We start from the raw sequence: 16,593 nt of genomic DNA, 5'->3' as shown, positions 1-16,593 counted from the left end.
GCTCTCTTTCGTCGCGCCCCGCCGAGACGAAAGTCTCCGCAGAGCGGGGCCGGCGGCCGGGTCGGCGGCGGGTGCGCTCGGCAGCCTCGTATGACGGACATCTCGTAGGAGAGGGTCCGCCGAGTTCTCCCGCACATCCGGGAACGCGGAAGCCCCGCCGGTCGTTTGACCTGCGGGGCTTCCGTTCTGTGGGCGAGGGGGGATTTGAACCCCCACGTCCCGAAGGACACTGGCACCTGAAGCCAGCGCGTCTGCCGTTCCGCCACTCGCCCGAGTGGTGTCCGAGGCCTTCGCACCTTTTCGGTGCGCTTGCCTGGCGACGTCGAGAAGATTAGCACGCTGGACAGGGTGGATTCACATCCGTTGTTTCCGCTGCCCATGGGGGGCAGGAGAGGGGAGGAAGGACGACATACAGCGACGGTTCGGAGACCCACAGAAACCTCACAGAGGCACGATGGGAACGAGGAGGGGCTCCACCCACTCCTCCACGGTGCACCCCGGGTGCGGGACACTGTCAGGAGGCCACCTCTACGATCCGTGTGAGAGGTGACACTCGTCCACCGGTCACAGAAGGGGAACCAGCCGATTTCCCGACGCGTGGATACGATCAGTAAGCAGTACCAGGACGACATCGACGGAGGAGGTGCCCCATGGGAGTCCTGAAGCGTTTCGAGCAGCGTCTCGAAGGCCTGGTCAACGGCACCTTCGCGAAGGTCTTCAAGTCCGAGGTCCAGCCCGTCGAGATCGCCGGCGCCCTCCAGCGCGAGTGCGACAACAACGCGACGATCTGGAACCGCGAGCGGACCGTCGTCCCCAACGACTTCATCGTCGAGCTCAGCGCGCCCGACTTCGAGCGCCTGAGCCCGTACTCGGGCCAGCTGGGCGACGAACTGTCCGGCCTGGTCCGCGACTACGCCAAGCAGCAGCGGTACACGTTCATGGGGCCGATCAAGGTCCATCTGGAGAAGGCCGACGATCTCGACACCGGCCTGTACCGGGTGCGCAGCCGTACGCTCGCCTCCAGCACCGACCAGCAGGACCAGCACAACCAGCAGGAGCAGCACGGCAGGCCTCCGGGTCCGGCCCGTCCCGCTCCCGCTCCTGCCGCATCGCCGCAGTCCCCCCAGGGCCGCGGCGGCTACGGCTATCCGCCCGCCGCGGCACCGCCGATGCCCGCCGCCCCGCCCCCCGGCGGGAACGGCGGCCCCGGCCGCCCCGGCGCGGACCGCCGCCCGACGGCTCCCGGCCCCATGCCGGGCTCCCAGGTGCGGCGCTGGATCGAGATCAACGGCACCCGCCACCAGATCTCCCGCCCGACGCTGGTGCTGGGTCGCAGCACCGACGCCGATGTGCGGATCGACGACCCCGGCGTCTCGCGCCGGCACTGTGAGATCCGGACCGGAACGCCCTCGACGATCCAGGATCTCGGGTCCACCAACGGCATCGTGGTGGACGGGCAGCACACCACCCGCGCTACGCTCCGCGACGGCTCGCGGATCGTCGTGGGCAGCACCACCATCGTTTACCGGCAAGCCGAAGGGTGAAGCGGGGGCAATGTCAGAGCTGACCCTCACGGTCATGCGGTTGGGTTTCCTCGCCGTACTGTGGCTGTTCGTCATCGTGGCCGTTCAGGTCATTCGCAGTGACCTGTTCGGCACCCGGGTCACCCAGCGCGGTTCGCGCCGGGGTGGCGACACGGGCCGCCAGCAGACCGGCCGGCAGGCCGCCGCTGCCGCTGCCGCGCCGCCGCAGCAGCGTGGCCAGCAGGCCCCGTCCGGCGGCCGCCAGCGCCGGGGCGCGCCCACCAAGCTGGTGGTGTCCGAGGGCACCCTCACCGGCACGACGGTGGCGCTGCAGGGCCAGACCGTCACGCTGGGCCGGGCGCACGACTCGACGATCGTCCTGGACGACGACTACGCATCGAGCCGGCATGCCAGGATCTACCCGGACCGCGACGGCAACTGGATCGTCGAGGACCTGGGTTCCACCAACGGCACCTACCTGGACCGGACGCGGCTCACCACCCCGACCCCGATTCCGCTGGGCGCGCCGATCCGCATCGGCAAGACCGTCATCGAGCTGCGGAAGTAGTACGACAATGAGCGAGCGGAGCGAGCTAGCCGCGGCGGTCCGGACGACGGACCGGGACGGGCTCCCGACCGGAGGGTGGGCAGTGTGGCTCGACATGACCGGCTGTACCCCGAGCCGACGGGCGAGGTGGGTATGAGTCTCTCCCTGCGCTTCGCCGCCGGATCCCACAAGGGCATGATCCGCGAGGGCAACGAGGACTCCGGTTACGCGGGTCCGCGTCTCCTCGCCATCGCCGACGGCATGGGCGGCCAGGCCGCCGGTGAGGTCGCCTCCTCCGAGGTGATCTCCACCCTGGTCACGCTCGACGACGACGTGCCCGGCTCCGACATCCTGACCTCGCTCGGTACGGCGGTGCAGCGCGCCAACGACCAGCTGCGCCTGATGGTCGAGGAGGACCCCCAGCTGGAGGGGATGGGCACCACGCTCACCGCTCTGCTGTGGACGGGCCAGCGCCTCGGCCTTGTACACGTGGGCGACTCGCGCGCGTATCTGCTGCGCGACGGCGTGCTCACCCAGATCACGCAGGACCACACCTGGGTGCAGCGGCTCGTGGACGAGGGCCGCATCACCGAGGAGGAGGCGACGACGCATCCGCAGCGCTCGCTGCTGATGCGCGCGCTCGGCAGCGGCGACCACGTCGAGCCGGACCTGTCGATCCGCGAGGTGCGGGCGGGCGACCGCTATCTGATCTGCTCCGACGGGCTGTCGGGGGTGGTGTCCCACCAGACGATGGAGGACACCCTCGCCAGCTACCAGGGCCCGCAGGAGACGGTGCAGGAGCTGATCCAGCTCGCGTTGCGCGGCGGCGGCCCGGACAACATCACGGTGATCGTGGCGGACGTCCTGGACGTCGACTCCGGCGACACGCTGGCCGGGCAGCTCAGCGACATCCCGGTGATCGTGGGCGCGGTCGCCGAGAACCAGCTCCAGCTCAACGACGACGGGGCGATGCAGACCCCGGCGGGCCGCGCCTCGGGCCTGGGCCGTGCCACCGCGCCGCAGGGGGGCTTCGGCCCGCCCGGCAGTGGTGAGGACTCCGGCTACGGCGCCCCGCCCGAGGGCACCTTCGGCGCCTACTCGGACGAGGACTTCGTCAAGCCGCGGCGCGGCAAGTGGCTGAAGAGATCCGCCTACATCGTGCTCGCCCTGGCCGTGCTCGGCGGCGGGCTGTACGGCGGCTACCGCTGGACGCAGACCCAGTACTTCGTCGGCACCAAGGACGAGCACGTCGCGCTCTACCAGGGCATCAGCCAGGACCTGGCCTGGGTGAAGCTGTCGAAGGTGGAGACCGACCACCCCGAGGTCGAACTCAAGTACCTGCCGCCGTACCAGCGCAAGCAGGTCGAGGCGACGATCGCCGAGAGCAGCCTCTCCAAGGCCCAGGCCAAGATCACCGAACTGTCCACGCAGGCGTCGGCGTGCAAGAAGGACGAGCAGCGGCGCGCCGCCGAGAGCCAGAACCCGCCGAAGACCGGTACGACGACATCACCGTCGCCGTCCGGCAAGCCCGGTTCCACCAAGACCACCGCCACTCCCACGCCCGGCCCCAGCCTCTCGGAGGAAGAGCAGAAGCTGGTCCCGCAGTGCGGTAAGCAGTAGGCAGCCGTAGGGGGCCTTTCCACACCATGAGCGTTGTCACCAACACGACCACCATCGGCGCGATCGACGCACCGAGCCGTCGCAACACCGAGCTCGCGCTGCTCGTCTTCGCCGTCGCCATCCCGGTGTTCGCGTACGCCAACGTGGGCCTGGCCATGACCGGCAAGCTGCCTTCCGGCATGCTCGGTTACGGTCTGGGCCTCGGGCTGCTCGCGGGCGTCAGCCACCTCGTGGTGCGCAAGTTCGCCCCGTACGCGGATCCGCTGCTGCTGCCGCTGGCGACGCTGCTCAACGGGCTGGGCCTGGTGCTGATCTGGCGCCTGGACCAGTCGCCGCGCCTGATCCAGCGGGCCAAGACCAACTTCGGCGCCTTCCATGCGGACGCCCCGAAGCAGCTGCTGTACACAGCGATCGGTGTGGCGCTGTTCATCGGTGTGCTGATGCTGCTGAAGGACCACCGGATCCTCCAGCGTTACACGTACATCTCGATGGCGGGCGCGCTGTTCCTGCTGATCCTGCCGATGTTCTTCCCCGCGGTGAACGGCGCCAAGATCTGGATCTCCATCCCGGGTCTCGGAACCATCCAGCCCGGCGAGTTCGCGAAGATCATCATCGCGGTGTTCTTCTCCGGCTACCTGATGGTCAAACGGGACGCGCTGGCGCTCGCCAGCCGCCGATTCATGGGCATGTACCTGCCGCGCGGCCGCGACCTCGGGCCGATCCTCGTGGTGTGGGGCGTCTCGATCCTGATCCTGGTCTTCGAGACCGACCTCGGTACCTCACTGCTCTTCTTCGGCCTGTTCGTCATCATGCTGTACGTGGCGACCGAGCGGACCAGCTGGATCGTGTTCGGTCTGCTGATGTCGGCGGGCGGCGCGGTCGCGGTGGCGTCCTTCGAGCCCCACGTGAAGCTGCGCGTGGACGCCTGGCTGGACCCCTTCGGCTGCTACAAGACCACGGGCGCCTGCGAGCAGATCGGCCAGGCGATCATGTCGTTCGGCTCGGGCGGCACGCTCGGCACGGGCCTGGGCCAGGGCAACTCCGACCTGATCGGCTTCGCCGCCAACGCCGACTTCATCCTCTCCACGGTCGGCGAGGAGCTGGGCCTGGCCGGGATGATGGCGATCCTGCTGATCTACGGCCTGATCGTGGAGCGGGGCGTGCGCACCGCGCTCGCCGCCCGCGACCCGTTCGGCAAGCTGCTGGCCATCGGCCTCTCGGGCGCGTTCGCGCTCCAGGTCTTCGTGGTCGCCGGCGGTGTCATGGGTCTCATCCCGCTGACCGGTATGACCATGCCGTTCCTCGCGCAGGGCGGCTCCTCGGTCATCGCCAACTGGGCGCTGATCGGCATCCTCATTCGGATCAGTGACACCGCGCGCCGCCCGGCGCCCGCCCCTGCCCCGTCCCCCGACGCCGAGATGACCCAGGTGGTCCGACCGTGAACAAGCCCCTGCGACGGATCGCGATCTTCTGCGGGCTGCTGATCATGGCTCTGATGATCCGCGACAACTGGCTCCAGTACGTGCGCGCCGACGAGCTGAACGCGCACAAGTACAACCGCCGGGTCCAGATCGAGCGGTTCGCCCACGAGCGCGGCAACATCATCACGGCCGACGGCCAGCCGATGACCTCCTCCAGGGAGACCTCGGGCAGCGACTTCAAGTTCAAGCGGACCTGGAACAACGGCACCCTCTGGTCGCCGGTGACCGGCTTCAACTCGCAGGCCTTCGACTCCTCGCAGCTGGAGAACATCGAGGACAAGATCCTCTCCGGCAACGACGACCGGCTCTTCTTCGACCGCACCCTGTCGATGTTCACCGGTGAGAAGAAGCAGGGCGGCAACGTCGTCACCACCCTCAACAGCGCGGCCCAGAAGGCCGCCTTCGAGGGGCTCGGCGACAAGAAGGGCGCCGTCGCCGCGATCGACCCGCGCACCGGCGCGATCCTGGCGCTGGCCTCGACGCCGTCGTACGACCCGTCGGTGTTCGCGGGCAACTCCAAGGCCGACTCCGAGGCCCGCCAGAAGCTGCTCACCGACAAAGACAAGCCCATGCTGAACCGGGCGCTGCGCGAGACCTACCCGCCCGGCTCCACGTTCAAGGTGGTCACCGCCTCCGCGGCGCTGGAGAACGGGCTGTACTCCAGCATCGACGAGCCGACCCGCTCGCCGGTGCCGTACCAGCTGCCGCAGTCGACGCTCCCGCTGAAGAACGAGGGGAACATCCCCTGTGAGAACGCCAACCTCAAGGTGGCGCTCCAGTGGTCCTGCAACACCGTCTTCGGCAAGATCAGCGATGACCTCGGCAACGAGAAGATGATCAAGGAAGCCAACAAGTTCGGCTTCAACGACGAGGTCTTCACCCCGGTCCGCGCGGACGCCAGCGTCTACCCCAAGGACAACCGGCCGCAGAACGCGATGGCCGGCATCGGCCAGGCCTCCAACCGCGCCACCCCGCTCCAGATGGCCATGGTGGCCGCCGCCGTCGCCAACGACGGCAAGCTGATGAAGCCGTACATGGTCGACCAGCTCCAGGCGCCCAACCTCGACGTCCTCTCCAAGACGCAGCCGGAGAAGATGAGCCAGCCGCTGTCGGCGGCCAACGCCCAGAAGGTCCAGGCGCTGATGGAGAACGTCGTCACGGACGGTACGGGCAAGAGAGGCGCCATCGACGGCGTCACCGTCGGCGGCAAGACCGGTACCGCCCAGCACGGCCTCAACAACAGCGAGAAGCCGTACGCCTGGTTCATCTCGTACGCCAAGACCGACCAGGGCTCCCCGGTCGCGGTCGCCGTGGTCGTCGAGGACGGCGACGCCAACCGCGACGACATCTCCGGCGGCGGTCTGGCCGCCCCCATCGCCAAGGCTGTGATGAAGGCGGTGCTCAAGAAGTAACCCCGGGACGTTTCACGTGAAACAGTCCTCGTTTCACGTGAAACGTCTCTCGCGCCCTGTACCGGTCCGGTATCAGCTGACGGTCACGGACAGATCCACTACCGGTGCCCGGTAGCGTATGCGCGAACAGCACACCGCCGGACCACACACACGGGTGCGGTCGGGACTGACGGAGAGGGCTGGAACGTTATGGAAGAGCCGCGTCGCCTCGGCGGCCGGTACGAGCTGGGCCAGGTGCTCGGCCGTGGTGGCATGGCGGAGGTCTACCTCGCGCACGACACCCGGCTCGGCCGCACCGTCGCTGTGAAGACGCTGCGGGCCGACCTCGCCCGCGACCCGTCCTTCCAGGCCCGGTTCCGCCGTGAGGCCCAGTCCGCCGCCTCGCTCAACCACCCGGCGATCGTCGCGGTCTACGACACCGGCGAGGACTACGTCGACAACATCTCCATCCCGTACATCGTGATGGAGTACGTCGACGGGTCCACCCTGCGTGAGCTGCTTCACTCCGGACGCAAGCTGCTGCCCGAGCGCACGCTGGAGATGACGGTCGGCATCCTCCAGGCCCTGGAGTACTCCCACCGCGCCGGCATCGTCCACCGCGACATCAAGCCGGCCAACGTCATGCTGACGCGCACCGGCCAGGTCAAGGTCATGGACTTCGGCATCGCGCGCGCCATGGGCGACTCCGGCATGACGATGACGCAGACCGCGGCCGTCATCGGCACCGCCCAGTACCTCTCCCCGGAGCAGGCCAAGGGCGAGCAGGTCGACGCCCGCTCCGACCTGTATTCGACTGGCTGCCTCCTCTACGAGCTGCTGACCGTCCGGCCGCCGTTCGTCGGCGACTCGCCGGTCGCGGTCGCCTACCAGCATGTACGGGAAGAGCCGCAGCCGCCGAGCAACTTCGACCCCGAGATCACGCCTGAGATGGACGCCATCGTCCTGAAGGCGCTGGTCAAGGACCCGGACTACCGCTACCAGTCGGCCGACGAGATGCGCGCCGACATCGAGGCCTGCCTGGACGGCCAGCCGGTCGCCGCGACCGCCGCCATGGGCGCGGCCGGCTACGGCGGCTACGACGCCTACACCTCGGGCCCGCAGGACCAGCCGACGACCGCGCTGCGCCCCACGGACGCGGCGGGCCAGACGTCCATGCTGCCCCCGGTCAACCCGGACGACGGCAACTACGGCTACGACGACCGCCCCGCCCGCCGCCGCCAGAAGAAGTCGCACACCTCGACGATCCTGCTGGTGCTCGCTGGTGTGCTGGTGCTCGTCGGCGCCATCCTGATCGGCAAGTCGGTCTTCGGCGGGGGCGGCGACAGCGGCCAGGTGCCGGTGCCGCAGCTGGTCGGCGAGACCCAGAAGTCCGCCGAGACCCTGACGGCGAACGTCGGACTCAAGCTGACCGTGTCCAAGACGGAGCCCTGCGCCGACCAGCCCAAGGGCAGCGTCTGCAGCCAGAGCCCGACCAGCGGCAAGCTGAACAAGGGCGACGCCGTCTCGGTCGTCGTCTCGACCGGCGCGCCCAAGGTCGAGGTGCCGGACGTCACGGAGAAGAAGAAGGACAGCGCGATCCAGCTCCTCCAGGAGAAGGGCTTCGCCTTCAAGACGACCACGGTCGAGTCCGAACAGGACGAGGGTACGGTCGTCAGCCAGAACCCCGAGGGCGGCAAGCAGGCCGAGAAGGGCTCCGAGGTCACGCTCACCATCGCCAAGAAGAAGACGTCCAAGCTCCCCGACGTCACGGGCAGCGACTACAACGCGGCGGTGGCGCAGCTCAGCACGCTCGGATACGTCAATGTGTCCCGCCAGGACGTCGACTCGGTCAAGCCCGCGGGCCAGGTCGTCGACCAGACACCCAAGGGCAACACCAACCAGACCAAGGACGTCCAGATCGTCCTGAAGGTCTCCAAGGGCCCGCAGACGCCCGTGCCGGTCCCGGTGCCCAACGTGTTCGGACTGACGGTCAAGCAGGCCACCGAGAAGCTCAACGCGGCCGGATTCAGCAACATCCAGTTCGCGCCGGGAAGCTCGAGCGACGAGAAGGCCCGAGTCACCACGCAGACCCCGCCGGCCAACACCCCGTCCGACCCGGCCACCACGGCGATCGTCCTGACGACGCTCGGCGGCGGCGGGAACCAGGGCCAGGACGGCGGGAACTTCCCGTTCGGCGGCCCGTCCGGCGGCTGACCGGCAGCACAGCGCGAAGCCCCGGTCCCCTTCACAGGGGGCCGGGGCTTTCCCGTACGTACGCCGTGTACGCGGAGGCCGTGCAGGGGCTGCTAGCGCAGCTCCACGGGCTTGGTGCGCTTCTGGTCGACCTTCTGGGTGCGCACCAGCTCGCCCCACACGATGTAGCGGTAGTCGGAGGTGTAGACGGGCGTGCACGTCGTCAGCGTGATGTAGTGGCCCGGCTTCTTGGCGCCCGACTCCTCCGGCACCGGCTGGAGGACGTCGACGTTGTACTTCGACGTCTCCTTGAGCTCCGCGAACGCCTTGTAGATGTACCAGGTGCCCTTCGTCTCGAAGACGATCGGGTCGCCGGTCCTTATCTTGTCGATGTTGTGGAACTTCGCGCCGTGGCCGTCGCGGTGCGCGGCCAGCGTGAAGTTGCCCTTGGTGCCGCTCTCGGGCAGGGCCGCCTTCACCGGGTCGGTGTAGTAGCCCGCGACGCCGCCGTTGAGCACCTTGGTGTCGGTGCCCCGCTTGACCAGCACCTCGCCGTTCTTCATGGCGGGGACGTGCAGGAAGCCGATGCCGCCCTTGGTGTCGAGGGCGCCGGGGCCGCTGTTCGCCCAGTCTCGGCGGACGTCCTTGCCGTCCTTGGCCGCCTCGCGGTCCGCTATGACATTGGTCCACCACAGCGAGTAGACGACGAAGAGGCCGAGCACCAGCCCGGCCGTGATCAGCAGCTCGCCGATGACGCTGACGACCCCGGCGACCACGCCGCGGCGGCGCGGTCGCGGCGGGACGGGGGCGTCGGTCTGCTGGTCGTCGTGCTCGGTCCTCACTGCCACCGCACCTGTCTGTCGTTCCGTCAGCCGGAGAGCGCGTCGGGCACGCCCTTGCTGCGCGGTCGTTCGTCCACCATCTTGCCCCACACGATCATTCGGTACGTACTCGTGAATTCGGGGGTGCAGGTCGTCAGCGTCAAGTAGCGGCCCGGTCGGGTGAACCCCGAGCCGACCGGGACCGGCTTGAGCACCGAGACGTTCCTCGGGCTGGTCGACGGGAGCGTGCTGGTGATCGCGTACGTGTAGTACGCCTGCTGGGTCTCCACGATCACCAGATCTCCCGGCTTGAGCCGGTTGATGTAGCGGAAGGGCTCGCCGTGCGTGTTGCGGTGCCCGGCGACCGCGAAGTTGCCGGTCCTGTCGCCCGGCATCGCGGTCTTCAGGCTCCCCTGGCCGTAGTGGCCGACCATGCCCTTGTCGAGGACCTTGTGCTTGTTGATGCCCTCGGCGACGGGGACGACCACGTCCAGCTCGGGGATGTGCATGATGGCGAAGCCCTTGCCGGGCTCGAAGGCGCCGGGGGCCTTCTTGCCGCTGGCCCAGTCGTGCGTGATCTTCTTCGCCTCGCTGCCCGCCTGCTGATGGGCGCGGATGTTGGTCCACCACAGCTGGTACGTGACGAACAGCAGCATCATCACGCCGAGCGTGATGAACAGTTCACCGATGACCCGGCTGGCCACCACGGCCGCGCTGTCCTTGCGGGCCTTGGCAGCGCGGCGCGCCTCGGCGCGGGTCGGCGGACGGCCGCTCACCACGGGCTTGGCGGGCGCGGCTGGGGCACGGTGTCCCCGTGCCTTGGCGGCCCGACGCCGCTCGGCCCGCCCACCGGTGGGGGGTGCGGGCGTCTCTGCTATTCGCTTGAGCGCCATGGTCGCGTCGTCGAAGGGGACGACGCCGGGCCCTGGCTCGGGCCCCGGGTCTGGCTCGGGGAGAGGCGGGCCGGGGTCCGCGGCGTGCTCCGCGTACCACTCCTGCGCGGGCGCAGCCGCCGCTTCCGCCACGCGCGCGTAGGCGTCGCCCGGCACCTGGGCCTGAGGTTGGACCTGGACCTGGGGCTGAGCCTGGTCCTGCGGGATGTTGTCCGCCCCGAACCAAGGCGACCCGTGACCACCCGCCGGATGGGGGCCTCCCCTGCTCGAGCGGAGCCGAGAGCTTGGGGAAGGGTCCGTCAGCGGGTCGTACTCGTGCTCGGGCCGGACGGCCGTCACGCCGCGGCCTTGCCCACCACCGGTGCCAGGCCTGCCGACCGCTCGACGGCTCCCGTGTCCCCGCACCGCACCAGCCAGTTGGCGAGCATCAGATGGCCGTGTTCGGTCAGGACGGACTCGGGGTGGAACTGGACGCCCTCCACGGGCAGTTCCCGGTGGCGCAGCCCCATCACGATCCCGTCGGTCGTCCAGGCGGTGACCTCCAGCTCCGCGGGGAGCGTGGCGGGCTCGGCGGCCAGCGAGTGGTAGCGGGTCGCGGTGAACGGCGAGGGCAGCCCCTGGAAGACCCCGGCGCCCTCGTGCAGGACCGGCGAGGTCTTGCCGTGCAGCAGCTCGGGCGCCCGGTCGACCACGCCCCCGTACGCGACCATCATCGACTGCATGCCCAGGCAGACGCCGAAGACCGGCACCCCGGTCGCCGCGCAGTGGCGGACCATGTCGATGCAGACACCGGCCTGCTCGGGCGCGCCCGGGCCGGGCGAGAGCAGCACGCCGTCGAAGCCGTCCTGGGCGTGCTCCAGGGACACCTCGTCGTTGCGTACCACCTCGCACTCGGCGCCCAGCTGGTACAGGTACTGGACCAGGTTGAAGACAAAGCTGTCGTAGTTGTCCACGACGAGAACGCGTGCGCTCATCGGGTCGCTCCCATGCCCTGGTCGACGGTGACATCGTTGAACGGCAGCAGCGGCTCCGCCCACGGGAAGATGTACTGGAAGAGCACATAGACAATCGCCAGTACCAGTACGAGCGAAGTGAACGCCCGTACCCACGCGTTGCCCGGCAGATGCCGCCAGATCCAGCCGTACATGCTGTCCGCTGTCCCTTCCGACGATCGTTACCGCACCAGACTAAGGGGCGGCGCTGTGGACAGGGGCTCAGCCGGTCAAAGCTTGGGGCTTGCCCTTGGCCACGGGCAAGGTGGAGTCGAGGTGGCCCCAGGCGATCAGCCGGTGGCTGCTGCCCCATTCCGGATCACAGGTGGTGAGGGTCAGATAGCGGCCGGGGGAGCGGAACGGCGACTTGGCGGGGACCGGATCGATGACCCCTATGTCACTCGGCACGGTCCGGTAGGGCTTGTTGTCGACGCGGTAGGTGAACCAGGTCGTCCCGTCGGTGAGCACCACCGCGTCGCCGGGCCGCAGCTCGGGGAGGTCCTTGAACGGGTCGCCGTAGGTGCGCCGGTGCCCGGCCACCGAGAAGTTGCCGGGCTGCCCCAGGCGCGTGGTGGTGGCGTAGTGCCCGAGGCCCTTCTGGAGGTCCTTGACCCCGGTCCCTTCGAGCACCGGCTTGTGCCAGTCCTTGCCCAGCCTGGGGATGTACATGACGGCGAAGGACTTTCCCTCGGTGTACGGGCCGGGCACGGGCGGTGCGGTCCGCTCGGGCGCGCTCGCGGCGGGGGAGCGCGCCCACTGGTGGTGCAGGTCGGATATCTGGCTGTCGGCGGCGCTGTCCGCCTTCACCCCGGTCCAGTACAGGACGTATACGACGAAGAGGATGATCAGGGCGCCGGCCGTGATGCACAGCTCGCTGAACGTCCTGACGACCAGCCGCACCGAGACAACAGGCACAGGCACCGGGCCGCCCCCTCCCGCGCTATCCCACCGGCTTCGCGTAGTGGAGATCCACTGTGCCCGAGTAGCCGGGCAGAGTCATCGCCTTGCGCTCGTCGACTTTCCAGCCGAGCCCGTACGCCTTCACATACAGCTGGTAGTTCTGGATCGCCCGGGAGTCCGTGAGCGCCTGGCGCAGCTTCCCGGGATCGCCCACCGCGCTGATCTTGTACGGGGGCGAGTAGACGCGGCCCTGGAGGATCAGGGTGTTGCCGACGCAGCGCACGGCGCTGGTGGAGATGAGCCGCTGGTCCATGACCTGGATGCCCTGGGCGCCGCCCTGCCACAGCGCGTTGACCACGGCCTGCAGGTCCTGCTGGTGGATGACCAGGTCGTTGGGCTGCGGGGCGGGGTAGCCGGGGGCTGCCGTGGCGTTGGGCGGGGCGTCGTTGAGGGTGACGCTGAGCGCCTTGCCGGTGACCTTCTCGGTGCCGGCCGCGTCCTTGAGGGCGGCGAGCTGCTGGTCCTGCGCCTTGGTGGAGCCGTTGTCGCGCTGGGCGAGGGCGTCGACATCGGTGCGGACACTGGCGGTGGACTGGTCGAGCTCGGCGTTCTTGCGGCTGCGCTGCTGGATCAGGTCGGAGAGCTTCAGCAGCGAGGCGTCGGTGCGGATGTTGGTGCCCTTGGCCGTGTTGAAGCTGGTGACGAAGATGAGTCCGGCCAGAGCGAAGACGGCCGCGGAGAGCAGCCGGACGGGGCGGGCGCGAAAGCGGCGGCCCGGACCGGCGGGCTCGTCGGGGAGCCCTTCGGGGGAGTCGGCGGAATTGCTCAACGTACCCTTATCTCCTTCGGCGCCACGGAAGCACTACGCTAACGGACGCCTGGGGGCAGCAGTGATCCCCCGTTGTCCCTCCGCCGCCGCCCAGCCACAGTTCTCTGCGCGGTCACGCAGCGCATCGACAGGAGTGTTCCTCGTGCCGAAGTCACGTATCCGCAAGAAGGCCGACTTCACGCCGCCGCCGGCGGCGAAGCAGGCCACCGCCATCAAGCTGGGCAGCCGGGGCTGGGTGGCCCCGGTGATGCTGGCGTTCTTCCTGATCGGGCTCGCCTGGATCGTCCTCTTCTATGTGACCGAGGGCGATCTGCCGCTGCAGTCCTTCGGGAACTGGAACATCGTGGTCGGCTTCGGCTTCATCGCCGGCGGCTTCGGTGTCTCCACGCAGTGGAAGTAGCCCCTCCACGGCCTCCTCGTCAAGCCTTGCCCACGGGTTATCCACAACGCTATCCACACTGGGGAAAAGGTCAGACGATCTGTGGATAACCTCCGCCGTGTTGACGCCGGTGTGACTGCACCCTCCCACACCGGCCCACGGCCCGCCCCTTGTCTCCGCTGGGAAAACCCAGGTCAGCGACAAGGGGCACAGCTGTTCCCCACCGGATGCACAAGATCCGGCACGCGCTGTGGACAACCTTGGGGGAAAGCCCGACTCCACGTGCCCGCCCAGCTGGGGGTCCGCCGGTTCAGGTGAGCGCGGCGGTGCGGGCTGTCACGATGGCCACGACGGCCAGCAGGACCACCGCGCAGGTTCCCCACTGGATCAGCGACCGGCGCTCGCGGGGCGCGTGGACCATGGCGTACGCGATCACCGTGCCGCCCACCAGGCCGCCGATGTGGGCCTGCCACGCGATCCCGCCCCAGGGATTGAACGTGATCACCAGGTTGATCACCAGGAGCGCGATCAGCGGCCGCATGTCGTAGTTCAGCTTGCGCATCAGCACGGCGGTGGCGCCGAACAGCCCGAAGATCGCCCCGGAGGCGCCGAGCGAGGCCGAGTTCGGGGCGGCGAGCCAGTACGTCAGCGCGCTTCCGGCGAGCCCGGAGACGAAGTAGAGCGCCAGATAGCGCACCCGGCCGAGCGCCGCCTCCAGCGGCCCGCCGATCCACCACAGGCTGAGCATGTTGAACGCGATGTGCATGGGGCCGCCGTGCAGGAACATCGACGTCACCAGGCGGTACCACTGGCCCTCGGCGACGCCCTGGACCGAGTCGAACGCGGGCGGGAGGGCCGCGCGCCCCAACATTTCGTACGCGTACTCGAACTTGTCCCCGATCACCTGCTGCAGCAGATAGCCGACGAGATTGAGCCCGATGAGGATCTTGGTGAGCAGATGGGGGTCGCCGGGTGCGAGCGCGGCGCCCGCCATCGTGCGCGGCTGGTTGGCCGTCGGCGCGTGGCCGGTGCCCGAGCCGCCGCGCACGCACTCCGGGCACTGGAATCCGACCGAGGCGCTGACCATGCACTCCGGGCAGATCGGGCGCTCGCAGCGGGTGCAGGTGATGCCCGTCTGCACGCCCGGGTGCCGGTAGCAGCTCGGCAGGCTCGGCTGGTCCATCGGGCTCCTTGTACTCGGTGCGGGGGCGGCAACCGCGCCGCCCCGCTCGTCACGTCATACGGACGAGCGGGGCGGTTTGGTTCCCCTCGAACGGGTGCCGTCGGTGGTGTCGCTTCCTCGGGGGGCTCGCGGCGACCCCACCGGGTCCGGCGCGCGGGGCTCAGCCCTCGCGGGACTCGATGACGACCGACTCGATGACCACGTCCTGGACGGGGCGGTCGGTGCGCGGGTTGGTCTGGGCGCTCGCGATGGCGTCCACGACCTTCTTGCCGGCCTCGTTGGCGACCTCGCCGAAGATCGTGTGCTTACGGGTCAGCCACGCGGTGGGGGACACCGTGATGAAGAACTGGGAGCCGTTGGTGCCCGGCCCGGCGTTCGCCATGGCCAGCAGGTACGGCTTGTCGAAGCCCAGCTCCGGGTGGAACTCGTCGGCGAACTCGTAGCCCGGGCCGCCGGTGCCGTTGCCCAGCGGGTCACCGCCCTGGATCATGAAGCCGCTGATCACCCGGTGGAAGACCGTGCCGTCGTAGAGCGGGTCCGTGGACTGCTTGCCGGTCGCCGGGTGCGTCCACTCGCGCTCGCCCTTGGCCAGCTCGACGAAGTTCCTGACCGTCTTCGGGGCGTGGTTCGGCAGGAGCCGGATCTCGATGTCCCCTTGGTTGGTCTTCAGGGTGGCGTAAAGCTGCTCGGCCACGGTCTGCCTTCCTTTGGTCCGCACTGACGTCCCACGATCCTCGCACGGAGGGCCCCGCGGCAAGGAAACGCCGCCGAGTGCCGCCCGATCCCGCCGAACAGGCGCGCCCGGGGGCGAACCGTGGCATCGTCGAACGCGAGCTCCCCTCGCACCGCCCTCGCGCCCTCGTGCCGCGCATCGGCCGAAGTCGCCCCGCATGACCCGGATGCCTTTCCTCGCATGCCGGGTACCCGTCCGACAGGCATGATTTCGAGATGGGTGGAAAGGCGACACTGTGCTCATTCCGGCGACAACCCACCGGACCGCCCTGAACCCCGCCACCAAGGAGGAGGATCACGTGACCCGCATGGACAGCGTGCGCGCCGCGACCGGCTCGGCGAAGGAGAGCGTGCTGCACGCCGCGGAAGTGGTGGCGCCCTACGCCGACTCGGCCAGGAGTCAGGCCGCGCACTACGCGCACGAAACCCGCGTACGGCTCGCGCCCAAGGTGGCCAAGGCCGCCCAGCAGGCCCGCAGCCAGGCGCATCTCCAGTACGACTCGTATCTCGCACCGCACGTGCCGCCGAAGGTCGACGAGGTGGCCCGGGAGGCCGCCGCCCGCTCCCGCCGCGCCGCCCGCCAGGCAGCCGACTACACGGCGCCCCGCGTCAGCCAGGCGGTCGCCGCCACCCAGCCGGTACGCGAGGAGGCCATGGCCCGCTCCACGGCCGCCCTGGCGGCGCTGCGCGGCCAGATCTCCCCGCGCCAGATCGAGAAGCTGGCGAAGAAGCAGCGGCGCCGGGCCCGGGCCGGACGCGTCGCCAAGGGCCTCCTGGTCGTCGGCATCCTGGCGGGCGGCGCCGTCGCCGCGTGGAAGTGGTGGGACAAGCAGGCCAACCCGGACTGGCTGGTCGAGCCCCCGGCCCCCACCGAGGTCGCCGAGCGGACCCCGCTGAGCTCGGTCGACGGCAGCGGTTCCCTCGACCCGGAGGTCCAGGCCAAGGAGGCCGAGGAGGCCGAATACGGCGACGAGCGCGGGGGCGGCCACTGACCCCGGGCCACCGGCCGTACGTAACGAAGCGGGGGGGGGGGGGGGGGGGGGGGGGGGGGGGGGAGGAAGGGGGGGGGGGGGGGGGGGGGGGGGGGGGGGGGGGGGGGGAGGTGCGCG

16 protein-coding genes and 1 tRNA gene are annotated in these 16,593 nt (G+C 69.5%); 8 read left to right on the top strand and 9 right to left on the bottom strand.

Annotated elements, in window-relative coordinates; translation table 11 throughout:
- Positions 1-189: 189 nt before the first annotated feature.
- Positions 190-272, bottom strand: a tRNA-Leu gene (locus ACZ499_RS01290).
- Between the two features lie 378 nt (positions 273-650).
- On the opposite strand from ACZ499_RS01290, the gene ACZ499_RS01285 reads away from it, so the two are divergent.
- The 6 genes from ACZ499_RS01285 (at position 651) to pknB (ending at position 8,776) form a co-directional block, all read left to right on the top strand.
- Positions 651-1,544, top strand: coding sequence for an FhaA domain-containing protein (locus ACZ499_RS01285; protein WP_468670931.1), 894 nt, complete (start codon positions 651-653; stop codon positions 1,542-1,544).
- Positions 1,545-1,554: 10 nt separating this feature from the next.
- Entirely contained in the window at positions 1,555-2,091 is a 537-nt protein-coding gene (locus ACZ499_RS01280) for an FHA domain-containing protein FhaB/FipA (RefSeq protein WP_468670929.1), read from the top strand.
- Between the two features lie 132 nt (positions 2,092-2,223).
- A complete protein-coding gene (locus tag ACZ499_RS01275; RefSeq protein WP_468672054.1) occupies positions 2,224-3,690 on the top strand; it encodes a Stp1/IreP family PP2C-type Ser/Thr phosphatase in 1,467 nt (488 codons plus the stop codon).
- Positions 3,691-3,716: 26 nt separating this feature from the next.
- Positions 3,717-5,132: an FtsW/RodA/SpoVE family cell cycle protein gene (locus ACZ499_RS01270; RefSeq protein ID WP_468408112.1), complete on the top strand. Its 1,416-nt coding sequence runs from the start codon at positions 3,717-3,719 to the stop codon at positions 5,130-5,132.
- Positions 5,129-6,583 (top strand): peptidoglycan D,D-transpeptidase FtsI family protein, encoded by a 1,455-nt coding sequence (locus ACZ499_RS01265; RefSeq protein WP_468670925.1) that lies wholly within the window; start codon positions 5,129-5,131, stop codon positions 6,581-6,583. Before ACZ499_RS01270 ends, ACZ499_RS01265 begins: the two co-directional genes overlap by 4 nt.
- A gap of 189 nt (positions 6,584-6,772) precedes the next feature.
- Positions 6,773-8,776, top strand: coding sequence for a Stk1 family PASTA domain-containing Ser/Thr kinase (gene pknB / locus ACZ499_RS01260; protein ID WP_468670922.1), 2,004 nt, complete (start codon positions 6,773-6,775; stop codon positions 8,774-8,776).
- A gap of 92 nt (positions 8,777-8,868) precedes the next feature.
- On the opposite strand, the gene ACZ499_RS01255 is transcribed toward pknB, so the two are convergent.
- From ACZ499_RS01255 to ACZ499_RS01230, 6 genes are all read right to left on the bottom strand, one after another.
- The gene (locus ACZ499_RS01255; protein ID WP_468670919.1) at positions 8,869-9,603 is read right to left on the bottom strand and encodes a class E sortase; all 735 of its coding nucleotides are present in this window, start codon (positions 9,601-9,603) and stop codon (positions 8,869-8,871) included.
- Positions 9,604-9,623: 20 nt separating this feature from the next.
- The gene (locus ACZ499_RS01250; protein ID WP_468670917.1) at positions 9,624-10,808 is read right to left on the bottom strand and encodes a class E sortase; all 1,185 of its coding nucleotides are present in this window, start codon (positions 10,806-10,808) and stop codon (positions 9,624-9,626) included.
- Entirely contained in the window at positions 10,805-11,443 is a 639-nt protein-coding gene (locus ACZ499_RS01245) for an aminodeoxychorismate/anthranilate synthase component II (protein ID WP_468670914.1), read from the bottom strand. The genes ACZ499_RS01250 and ACZ499_RS01245 overlap by 4 nt, the downstream gene beginning before the upstream one ends.
- Entirely contained in the window at positions 11,440-11,616 is a 177-nt protein-coding gene (locus tag ACZ499_RS01240; protein WP_361375913.1) for a hypothetical protein, read from the bottom strand. Before ACZ499_RS01240 ends, ACZ499_RS01245 begins: the two co-directional genes overlap by 4 nt.
- 67 nt (positions 11,617-11,683) lie before the next feature.
- A complete protein-coding gene (locus tag ACZ499_RS01235) occupies positions 11,684-12,361 on the bottom strand; it encodes a class E sortase (protein WP_468672052.1) in 678 nt (225 codons plus the stop codon).
- Between the two features lie 40 nt (positions 12,362-12,401).
- Positions 12,402-13,190 carry a DUF881 domain-containing protein gene (locus tag ACZ499_RS01230; RefSeq protein WP_468670911.1) on the bottom strand — a complete coding sequence of 263 codons (789 nt, stop codon included), beginning with the start codon at positions 13,188-13,190 and terminating at the stop codon, positions 12,402-12,404.
- Positions 13,191-13,332: 142 nt separating this feature from the next.
- Between ACZ499_RS01230 and crgA the strand changes: the two genes are divergently transcribed.
- The gene (crgA, locus tag ACZ499_RS01225; RefSeq protein ID WP_385541762.1) at positions 13,333-13,590 is read left to right on the top strand and encodes a cell division protein CrgA; all 258 of its coding nucleotides are present in this window, start codon (positions 13,333-13,335) and stop codon (positions 13,588-13,590) included.
- Between the two features lie 289 nt (positions 13,591-13,879).
- On the opposite strand, the gene ACZ499_RS01220 is transcribed toward crgA, so the two are convergent.
- Both ACZ499_RS01220 and ACZ499_RS01215 read right to left on the bottom strand, forming a co-directional pair.
- Complete coding sequence (locus tag ACZ499_RS01220) at positions 13,880-14,752, bottom strand: rhomboid family intramembrane serine protease (RefSeq protein ID WP_468670910.1); 873 nt, start codon at positions 14,750-14,752, stop codon at positions 13,880-13,882.
- A 160-nt stretch (positions 14,753-14,912) separates the two neighbouring features.
- Positions 14,913-15,446 carry a peptidylprolyl isomerase gene (locus ACZ499_RS01215; RefSeq protein ID WP_385541766.1) on the bottom strand — a complete coding sequence of 178 codons (534 nt, stop codon included), beginning with the start codon at positions 15,444-15,446 and terminating at the stop codon, positions 14,913-14,915.
- Positions 15,447-15,783: 337 nt separating this feature from the next.
- Between ACZ499_RS01215 and ACZ499_RS01210 the strand changes: the two genes are divergently transcribed.
- The gene (locus ACZ499_RS01210) at positions 15,784-16,476 is read left to right on the top strand and encodes a DUF5324 family protein (RefSeq protein ID WP_468670908.1); all 693 of its coding nucleotides are present in this window, start codon (positions 15,784-15,786) and stop codon (positions 16,474-16,476) included.
- Positions 16,477-16,593: the final 117 nt, after the last annotated feature.

The sequence above is a fragment of the Streptomyces sp. NPDC031265 genome (assembly GCF_055570295.1).
The sequence above is the reverse complement of the archived record's forward strand: the minus strand, read 5'-3'. Positions and strand labels throughout refer to the sequence as shown.